This is a genomic window from Paenibacillus barengoltzii NBRC 101215 (assembly GCF_004000745.1).
GTDB lineage: Bacteria > Bacillota > Bacilli > Paenibacillales > Paenibacillaceae > Fontibacillus > Fontibacillus barengoltzii.
In genome coordinates this window covers 1-9,748 of record NZ_BILV01000117.1, presented here as the reverse complement: position 1 = coordinate 9,748, position 9,748 = coordinate 1, and the positions used below count along the sequence as shown (strand labels likewise).

General features: G+C 51.8%; 7 protein-coding genes. 1 reads left to right on the top strand and 6 read right to left on the bottom strand.

From position 1 onward, the window contains the following. Nucleotides 1-139: 139 nt before the first annotated feature. Nucleotides 140-817, top strand: a complete 678-nt coding sequence (locus PBA01S_RS21875; RefSeq protein WP_127576731.1) for a tetratricopeptide repeat protein — start codon at nucleotides 140-142, stop codon at nucleotides 815-817. Between the two features lie 79 nt (nucleotides 818-896). Here PBA01S_RS21875 and PBA01S_RS21870 read toward each other — a convergent pair whose 3' ends face one another. The 6 genes from PBA01S_RS21870 to helD all read right to left on the bottom strand — a co-directional run bounded on the left by PBA01S_RS21870 (nucleotide 897) and on the right by helD (nucleotide 9,658). Beyond that, a complete protein-coding gene (locus PBA01S_RS21870; protein ID WP_127576730.1) occupies nucleotides 897-4,058 on the bottom strand; it encodes an MMPL family transporter in 3,162 nt (1,053 codons plus the stop codon). Continuing rightward, complete coding sequence (locus PBA01S_RS21865; RefSeq protein WP_016312489.1) at nucleotides 4,055-4,504, bottom strand: MarR family winged helix-turn-helix transcriptional regulator; 450 nt, start codon at nucleotides 4,502-4,504, stop codon at nucleotides 4,055-4,057. The genes PBA01S_RS21870 and PBA01S_RS21865 overlap by 4 nt, the downstream gene beginning before the upstream one ends. Nucleotides 4,505-4,672: 168 nt before the next feature. After that, on the bottom strand, nucleotides 4,673-5,113 hold the full coding sequence (locus PBA01S_RS21860; protein WP_028537801.1) for a GNAT family N-acetyltransferase: 441 nt from the start codon (nucleotides 5,111-5,113) through the stop codon (nucleotides 4,673-4,675). Further along, nucleotides 5,098-5,784 carry a ribose-5-phosphate isomerase RpiA gene (rpiA, locus tag PBA01S_RS21855; protein WP_127576729.1) on the bottom strand — a complete coding sequence of 229 codons (687 nt, stop codon included), beginning with the start codon at nucleotides 5,782-5,784 and terminating at the stop codon, nucleotides 5,098-5,100. Before rpiA ends, PBA01S_RS21860 begins: the two co-directional genes overlap by 16 nt. A 157-nt stretch (nucleotides 5,785-5,941) precedes the next feature. Next, nucleotides 5,942-7,207, bottom strand: coding sequence for a bacillibactin exporter BcbE (gene bcbE, locus PBA01S_RS21850; RefSeq protein WP_127576728.1), 1,266 nt, complete (start codon nucleotides 7,205-7,207; stop codon nucleotides 5,942-5,944). Nucleotides 7,208-7,288: 81 nt separating this feature from the next. Then, a complete protein-coding gene (helD, locus tag PBA01S_RS21845) occupies nucleotides 7,289-9,658 on the bottom strand; it encodes an RNA polymerase recycling motor HelD (protein ID WP_127576727.1) in 2,370 nt (789 codons plus the stop codon). Nucleotides 9,659-9,748 lie beyond the last annotated feature (90 nt).

The following is a 9,748-nucleotide window of genomic DNA, read 5'->3' as shown; positions in this document are numbered from 1 at the left end:
ATACAACCAAGATTAACAATTAATTGAATACCATGTCACTTTAGATGCAAGGCTAGTGGTAAACACGCCTAGACTTTCCCTCGTCCTCCTTCCCTTGTGATATAATTGGAAATTATCATGTGATTGCGGAGGACTTATCATGAGTAAGATTTTCCTGTTTTTTCTCTTATCTTGGCTGTTAGGCAATCCTTTCCTCGCCATTATCATCTTGTTGCTCATTCTTTACTTCATTGATCGCCGATATGTAGGGTTGTTTCCGAGCCTGAGCAGGCCCTTCAAACGCAGCCGTAATATAGGAAGGCTCCGGCAGCAATTGGCGGCAAGCCCCTTCGATGTCTCCGCCAAACGCGAGCTTGCCCGCTTGCTGCTGGAACGCAAGAAATATACCGAAGCCCTTCGCTTGCTCGAAGAGGCGAAGGACTTCTCTGAGTCATCTGCCGAGTTTTGGGATGACCTTGGGGCAGCCTGCTTAGGACTTGGACGGATCGAGGAAGGGGAAGTCCATATTTTGCATGCCTTGAGTCTGAATGAACGGGTAAAATACGGTCAACCTTACCTGCGGCTCGCCTCCGCCTTCCGTGAGCGAGATCCGCAGAAAGCGCTGCAATACGCCGCTCGGTTTGGCGAAATCCAATCCTCCTCCAGTGAAGCGTATTATTTGCTTGGCTGCTTGTATCAGTCGCTGGGCAGCAAGGAAGAGGCAAAACGCGCTTACAAGGAGTCGATTGAGGTGTACCGTTCTCTACCGAAATATAAGAAGCGTCAAGAGCGCGGATGGGCGCTGCGCAGCTTCCTCAAACGCAGCACGCTTGGTTAAGGTCAAGGTATCCACAACAAAACGCCGGCTTCCCTCCAAATTGGAGAAGAAGCCGGCGTTGCTTTTGTACACCTGCGGTTTACAAATTTACACTGTTCTCTTGCTGCGTCCCTTCGCCGAAGCGGCGGTGAAACGGCCACCAGTTCGCTTGCCCAAAAAGCTTCACCATCACCGGGATGAGGAACGGCAAAACGACTACGGAGTACAGCACCAGGCCGGTTAACACCAGCGTGGCGATTTGCAGCATGGACAGCACGCCGGACGGATACATCGAGGCCATCGTCCCGCCAAGAATGATCGCTGCGGACAAAATCACCGTCCCCATATTGCGCATCGAATGCAAGATCGCGTCGCTGACGTTCCACTCTTTGTTCTCGTTAAAGCGGTCCATCAGGAAGATGCTGTAGTCAACGCCCAGCGCTACCAACAGAACGAAGCCGAAGAATGGCGTCGCCCAGCTGACACCGGAGTAGCCAAAGATATCGACGAAGACCCATTCCGTAAACCCAATCGAAGCGTAGAACGTCAACACCAGGGACAAAATGATGTAAACCGGCATGACCAACGAACGGAGCAGCACCACCAGGATAATGAAGATCCCAGCCAGCATTAAGAACACCGTGCGCGTATAGTCGTTCCCCGAAATCGTCTTCAGGTCGTTAAACGTACTCGATACGCCGCCGATCGCGATGTCGGCGTTTTCCAGCGACGTCCCTTTCACTGCCGTTTGCACCGCAGATTCCACGGCACCGATCTGGTCAATCGCTTCCCGTCCATAAGGATTGCTGGAGAAGACAACCTCAAGCTTCATCACTTTGCGGTCTGCGGATAGATACGTATCGAACACCTGCTGGATTTGCTCGTTCTCCAACGCTTCCTTCGGAACGTACCAGCCATCCAGACCGTTGTCCGTGCTTCCGACCTCAGTCAAGTAATCCTTGGCAGTTGTTAATCCGCCGGACACTTGTTCCAGGCCGTCCACACTTTGATTCAGCCCATCAGTTAACTGCGTGATTTGACCCGAAAACTCGCTGAATCCGGTTTGAATTTGCTGTTGCCCGGATTGAATTTGAGCCAGGCCGGATTCGACTTCGGGCAGCTGCCCCACGATCTTTCCTTGGCCGTTTGCAGCTTGATCCAACCCCGATTGTAATTTCGCCAGGCCTGCGATGATCTGGTTCAAACCATCGGCCAACTGCTTCCCGCCGGCTGCCGCCTGCGCGTAGCCTTGGTTAGCTTGATTCAGCCCGGCCGCAACCTGCTCAAGCTGTGCTTCGATCTGCTGAAGTCCGGCCGTCAGTTGCTCCAGACCTTTGCCGGTTTCCAATACCGTCGTGCGAATCGTTAAATAATCTGGATCTGACGCCAAATCCGGATATTTGTCCTCCAGACTAGTAAATCGCCCCGTCAAAGCGGCTAGCCCTTGCGATGCAGCGCCTAAAGGTTCGCGGATTTGCGTCAGGCCGTTGCCCAAGCCGGAAGCCCCTTGAGCCAACTGCTGATACGAGGCAAGCAGTTGATTGTGGGCGTTCGCCAAATCCTCAGCACTTTTTTGCGCTTGTTGTAATCCTTGCTTCAACTGGCCAGCCCCAACCGAACCTTCCCGAATCCCTTTCTCAATCGCGGCAAGACCTCCAGACAGCTGAGAGATCCCGTCCTTCAGCTTCGCGGTGCCGTCCACCAGCTGCCCGGTGCTGTCGGCTGCTTCCTTGAGTTTAGGGGCGTTTTCCGACAGGGCCTGGCTGGCTTCCGCCAATCCGTTTTGAATCTTGCCCAGCCCTTCGCCGCCTTCGCCTAATCCTTCACCAACGGTCTTCACCTGATTACTTAATGCAAAATCCTTGAGCACTTCCCCTGTTGGGCGGCTCATCCCTCGAATGCTGGCTACTCCGTCCGTCTTCTCAACCTCACGGCTGATCTTCTCAGCGAGCGCCATATATTCCGCATTATCCATGGGCTCGTCATTTTTAATTACGATGGTGGACGGCAACGACTCGCCGGGTTCAAAGCTTTCGGAGATGATGTTATACGCTTTGACCGATTCATATTCGTCACCGATTTCCTCCATGCTGTTGAAGGACACATTGCCGGTATACGAAATTACGAAAGGTACCGTTACCGCAGCAACGATCAGCAGCGCTGCCCAGGGACGCTTCAAGGAGAAGCGGCCGATGGCGCCCCAGAAGCGGTTCTCCTTATGTTCCAGTGAACCGCGGACAGGCCAGAACAACTTTGTGCCCAGCACAGCCATAAAGAACGGTACAACCGTTACCAAGGCGATCAGCATCACCGCGATGCCGACCGCTACCGCCACCGCCGAACGGTACAACATAAACTGCGATAAGCCAATTGTCGTGAAGCCGACCAGGACGGCCAGTCCGGAGAAGAGCACCGTCTTCCCTGCTTTACGGTACGTCTGGACAATCGCCTCCCATTGGTCGTCTGTATGCTGCAGTTCTTCCTTATAGCGGCTGATCAGCAGAATGCAATAGTCTGTCCCGATCCCAAACATCACCGCCACCATAAAAATCTGTGTATACGTTGAAATCGGGAAGTTCACCGTATCCACCAGAAACGCAACGATGGATTGGGACACCAGATAGCTGAGCCCAACCGTCAGCAAAGGAATAAACGGCGCCACCACCGAGCGGAAAACTACAAACAGGATCAACAGAATAAAGATGACAGTAAAATATTCCGATTTCTTCAGCCCCTGCTCCGAGCTGACGATCATATCCTCGTTAATTTGCTTTTGCCCGGTCAAATAGTGCTCAACCTTCAGCGAATCAAGGGTTTGATGGATATCTTGCTCGATATCCTTAAGCGGACGCTGCTCATCAAGTACCGACAAAGAGGTTAATATCGTTTTGCCGTCCTTGGAGATTAATTTATCTTTCGCTTCCGGCGTGCTGTACGGATCGGTAATCGAAGCGATGCCGATCTCCTCCATCTTGTCGTGCAGCGCGGAGATGCCTTGTTCAATCTCCTTCTGATCGGCCTCATCGATGCCTTGCTCATCATGAAAGACGAGGGCGATTTGTGTCTCTGCCGCTCCTCCCTTCAGCTTAGCCGCCTCCGCCAGAATGGCAGAAGCTTCAGAGGAGGAATACCCGTCTGGAACGGTGATCTCCCCGTTCTCCCGCACTAAATCTGCCATGGAAGGCGCTGTTAGCATCAATGCCGCTGCTAAAGCGATCCACAGCAGCAATATCCACCATCTTGCCTTCAGTATGAATCTCATTTCTCTGAACTCCCTTCGCTGATCAATCTGGCTAATTTTTCGAAAGCGCTGATAACCCCTTCAACCTCTTCCGCACTAAAATGCACCAAATACTTGGAGACCGTGCTCATGATTTGTTCTTGAACGATTGCGTAATTGCGCTCTCCCTGCTCCGTCATCGTTAAATATACAACCCGACGGTCCTCTTCATCCCGAGTTCGCTGTAACACCCCTTTATCAACCATTCGCGTGGTCATCGCAGTAATGGAGCTTTTGCCGACGCCAAACGTGTCTGCCAGTTCCGTAGAGGTACACCGGCCGCGAGAGGCAATATACTTCAAGATCTGAAATTGCTCCATGGTGACATCCTCTTGAATCATGTCGCGGATTTGCCCGTTCAACCGTTTCGTGACCTCGAAATAAGCGGCCAAATAACGTTCAATTAACTGCATCGTTTCAATATTCACTGCCTTACATCCCTCCAGCTCAAACCTGTCCAATTAGTTCTATAGTCGAATAGTTCGATAATCAAACTACAAATGAAACTATAGGCGATTGCCGCCTGAAAGTCAAATTTATCCTTGCGATGAATAGCAAAAAAAGCCGCGGATTTCCCGCAGCCTTTCATCCAGACCTTACTCGTCCTCTTCGTTCTCTTCCACTTCATAGATGCAACGAAACCGTTCTTCCCCGATGGCTTCATCCCAAAACCCGGTAATTTGAAACCCAATGTTCCGGAAGAAATCTGCTCCTGCCTCATCCGTAATAGCCTCCATCCGCTCAGGAGATGCTTCCGTGAGGGCGAGCAGCACCAAGGCACGTCCATACCCTTTCATTCGCTGCTCCGGATGGACAGCCAGGTGGATAATTTCAAGCGTCTGCGAAGCATTAACCCGATAGCCGATAATTCCGGTAATCCCTGCTTCCTCTTCCTCATATCCAAACAGCTGATATGTATCCTCTTCCCGGTACAAACGAGCCGCATCCTCCAGTGCATCCGGGTCAAACATCACGGCATATTCCAGCAACTCCCGAATGGCAGGCTCGTCCACTCTTGCTTTTATTGATTTGAACATGAAGCCTCCTTGATTTCCGTACGCCCATCCTCGTAACCAATCACAACCGTGTGTGCAATACCCACGAACAATCCATGCTCAACAACGCCCGTCATCGCCTTCAACTCGTCGCTTAACCGGGCTGGGTCGGTTATCTGTCCGAAGGCCGCATCGACAATGTAGTTGCCGTTATCCGTCACGTACAACTGATCCCCTTGCATCCGCATCTCGAACGGCACATCATAACGGCTCTTCAACTCCCGCAGCGTCCATTCGTAACAAAACGGAACCAGCTCAATTGGCAGTTTGAAACGCCCTAATGTAGAGACCATCTTCCCGTTATCGGCGATAACGATAAATCGATCGCTGTTGATCGCAACGAGCTTCTCCCGAAGCAACGCGCCCCCGCCGCCTTTGATCAACGCCATTTGCGGATCGACCTCATCGGCCCCGTCAATGGCTAGATCCAATCGGTCCACATCCTTTGCCTCAATGAGCGGGATGTGGTATTTCACAGCCAGTTCTTCCGAAGCCTTCGATGTTGCAATGGCACGAATTTGCAACCCGTTCCCCACCATCTCGCCGATTTTCTCGATCGCATAATAAGCGGTTGACCCCGTCCCGAGACCAACGGTCATTCCGTCCTTTACCCATTCTGCAGCGCGGTAACCCGCCGCCTGTTTGGCATTCATGTCTACCCCTCCAAAATCATGATGTTCGTACCTTTGCCCGCTCGAACACCTCTGTCCCAGCGGCACTTTCGCTCCTAATCATACCAAAAAAGCCCGGACAATAGAACAGCAGCGTAACCGATCGGTCCGCTGCTGCCGAGAGTCCATGCCCTTATGCCTAGCTGTGATGGAAAGCCTTTACCACTTTCGTACGTTTTCGGGGCTCCTTGAGCTTGATTGCGCCACCGTGCCCGGATTCCGGCTTGACCATCGTCAGCAGCAGGATGACCGCCACCAGCGACACTCCGGCGATGACGAAAAACATCGTCATATGGCCAGCCTTCATCAGCAACGACATCACCGGCGGCCCCGCCGATACACCGATAAACCGCATGCTGCTGTAGAGTGAAGTAATCGTACCTCGCATTTCCTTGTCGACACCTTCGGTGATCAAGGCATCGGAGCTGGGCAGGACGATGCCGATACCAGCGCCGCAGACGATCAGGCAAACGATCACAAAATAGATGTTGTTGAAAAAGCCGATGCCAAATAAGGCGCCGGTCGATAGGATTAAGCCTGCGACGCCAGACCATTTCATCAGCTTTTTGTCCTTGCCGATTTTTTTCCCGGTCACATAAGAAGCCAGACATAAAGCTGCCAGCGGAATCGCCAGTACCAACCCCTTGATCACACCGTCCAGGCCGTGTTTTGCTTCCAGTTGCTCAGACAAATAAAACAGCACGCCAAACAACAGGAACATCGAAATGCAGCCGATCGCAAAGATGGCATACAGCCAGCGGCCTTTTTGCTTCAGCACCACTTTGACGGCAGAGATAAATTCCCTCAGCGGCTTGGCCTTCTCCCGATCTTTCGGTTCCCGCACCAAAAACAGCACCAGCAATAGCGAGATCAAACATAATACCGGAATCGACAGAAGCGGCACATACCAGATCCAAGCGCCAAGCAGTGCACCTAAGATCGGGCTGAGCACTTTGCCAAACGTATTGGAGGTTTCGATGATGCCTAAACTGCGGCTGACTTCCTCCTCACTTTCATACAGATCACCGACCAGCGGCAATACGATCGGAAAGGCGCCGGCTGCTCCGATGCCTTGTAAGAAACGCCCGCCTAAGATGATCCAGTATACGGTTAGCCCGTTCGCAAACCAATCCGCCACGCCTGAGATGCAACCGCCGATTCCCGCAATGATCAAGCTGGGGACTATGATTGCTTTTCGGCCAAATTTATCGGATAGATAGCCGGCAATCGGAATCAGCAAAATCGCAACCACCGCATACACGGTAATCAGCATACTGACCTGAAACGAGTTAACATGAAGCTCACGGGCAATCTGGGGCAATATCGGAATTAACATGGAATTGCCCAGCGTCATAATAAGCGGTATGGAGGCCAATGCAATCAAATCGCCTTTTTTGCCGACCATCTAACCATCAGGCCACCCTTCACGAATGAAGTTTAAACAGACCCGATTAGTTTGGTACTATCAGCCGAAAATATACCGCAGTTATGGAACCAAAATATAAGTGGATTTAGCAGCTTCCCGGATAAACCGACTAGGTTCGCCAACAGAGTAAATCCGCAGCAAGTGCATCGCTCTGGTGCAGGCTGTGTAAAATAGCTTCCGTTCGGCCTCCCGCGTGTACTTGCGATCAGAACCGTCATAAATTAACACCGCATCGAACTCTACACCCTTGGCCAAATAGGCCGGGATGACATGCACCCCTTTCTCGAAGGATAACGTCGTCTTCTTGATCAGCTTCGCCGGCAGCTTAGCGCTAAGCCGATCGTAAGCTTGCTGACTTTCCTCCGCCGTTTTGCAAATGACGGCAATCGATTCATATCCGTCTGCACGCAGCTGACCGATCATCGCCTCCAGCGAAGCATGAAGCTCCTCTATATCGTCAACCAGGTGAACCTCTGGCATTTCACCTTCCCGGTTGAATGGAACGATCACCTCCCCGCCAGGGATCATCTCACGGGTGAACTCCACAATTTGGCGGGTGGAACGATAGCTTTGCTCCAGTGTAATCAACTCGCTCTCCTCCGCACCGTACAAATCGCTGAATACAGAGGACTGCTGAAGCACCGAGGCATGCGCATATATCGCCTGGTTCAAGTCACCCAGCGCTGTCATTTTGGCCCGCGGGAACAGACGCTTCAAGAAGAACAGCTGGAACGGCGAATAGTCCTGCGCTTCGTCAATAATGACGTGACGGATCGAGGTGTTGGACCGGAAGCCCAGCAGCAGCTCTTTTAAATAGAGGAAAGGCGTAATATCTTCATAGAACAGCTCGCCTCCCGCAATTTTCTGCAGCGTCTGCTCGCAGATCTCTTCCCACTGATCCGGAAGCTCTTCTTGATGAACTTCTCGGAAGATCGCCAAGTCGCTGAACAACTGGGTGTATAGCCGCGTCACATCAACGAAACGCAGCGATTTCACCCATTTGCGAAGCGGTTTAAGCCGATCGCTGACTACCATTTTGGCCAAAATCGTCTTCTCATCCTCATAATCGGTAAATGAAGGAGTTTTGCCATGTTGCTTGCGCCGCATGCGCTGGTAAGCCCGCTGGTAGTCTTCCGCATCAAGCAGCTGAATTTGTTCCTCTACCCAAGGCTGATCCAATTCGGACTTGGCAAAAGCGGCGATGGCCTTGAGCAGCCAATCTTTTAACAGCTCACAACGGTTGGCCAGCCGGATCGCCGGATCATAAGAATAAAATTGCCGGGCAATTTCCTCCACGCCAACAATCTCCTTGCCCTGAAAGCGAAGCGGTTTAAAAATCATCCCTTTCTGCTCCAGCAATTCCTTATACCGTGTGATTGCATGCAGAAATTGAACTGACGATTTAAACCGGATTCCGCTGACCCGAGCTTGATAAGCCTCATCCTCAGGAGCAGAAAGGACATATTCAATTTGTACAAACGGATCCTCAAGCTGGAATTCTCTCCCGAGCCGATGCTCCAGATACTCCTGGAACGTTGTTTGCAGCATATTTTCTTCGCCCAGCTCGGGTAATACCGTTGAAACATAACTGTTAAACATCGGGTTGGGGGAGAACAAAATCATCTGATCTGCCTGCAGCACCTCACGGTGCTTGTAGAGCAAGTAAGCGACCCGCTGTAAGGCCGCCGATGTTTTGCCGCTGCCAGCAGCCCCTTGCACGATGAGCATCCGACTGCGATCGTTACGGATGATTTTATTTTGCTCGCGCTGAATCGTAGCCACAATGCTCTTCATTTGCGCATCGGAGGTACGGCTAAGCACCTGCTGCAGCAGCTCGTCGCCAATCGTGACGCCGGTGTCGAACATCACCTTGATGCGGCGTCCGTTAATTACGAACTGACGCTTAAGCGTCATCGTTCCTTTGATCGTGCCGGACGGCGTCTCATAGGAAGCCGGCCCGGGAACACTGTCATAATAAAGATTGGAAATCGGCGCCCGCCAATCATAGACGAGGAACGTTTCATCCCCCTCTTCGAGCAAGGAAGCAATCCCAAGATAGATGGCTTCCACCGGCTCGCCTTCTTCCGCGAAATCAATGCGCCCGAAATAAGGCGATTGCTTCAAACGTTTCAGCTTTCCAAGCGCCATAGACGCATGCTGATGGCTTTTCTCCCGCTCTGCAAGCACCTGAGATTGCTGCCGTAAGCTGGTCGACGTTTCACCGACATCATCCGCTTCGCTAAAGTTCACCGTTACTTCGTCCCAGAAGTCCTTCCGCATCTCAACGACGTCGCCGCGTACACTGCCAACCTCCCGCTCCAGCTTGCGGATTCTGGCGTCGATTTGGTCTGCCACGTACTCCACGCGGCGTTGTTCTTCCTGCCATGCTTGATCTGTATGGTCCAATGAAATCGCTCCCTTGAATAACATCTTACTTTATCCGCACCTAATATCCGTGTCAACTCATATAAAAATGTTACCGAAGGATAATGGTTCACTCACGTAATTTTGTTACCCAGT

What these genes read in the sequence shown, in the direction of transcription:
- PBA01S_RS21875 (WP_127576731.1), top strand. Translation starts at nt 140, where the DNA reads ATGAGTAAGATTTTCCTGTTTTTTCTCTTATCTTGGCTGTTAGGCAAT.
- bcbE (WP_127576728.1), bottom strand. Translation starts at nt 7,207, where the DNA reads ATGGTCGGCAAAAAAGGCGATTTGATTGCATTGGCCTCCATACCGCTT.
- helD (WP_127576727.1), bottom strand. Translation starts at nt 9,658, where the DNA reads ATGTTATTCAAGGGAGCGATTTCATTGGACCATACAGATCAAGCATGG.
- PBA01S_RS21860 (WP_028537801.1), bottom strand. Translation starts at nt 5,113, where the DNA reads ATGTTCAAATCAATAAAAGCAAGAGTGGACGAGCCTGCCATTCGGGAG.
- rpiA (WP_127576729.1), bottom strand. Translation starts at nt 5,784, where the DNA reads ATGAATGCCAAACAGGCGGCGGGTTACCGCGCTGCAGAATGGGTAAAG.
- PBA01S_RS21870 (WP_127576730.1), bottom strand. Translation starts at nt 4,058, where the DNA reads ATGAGATTCATACTGAAGGCAAGATGGTGGATATTGCTGCTGTGGATC.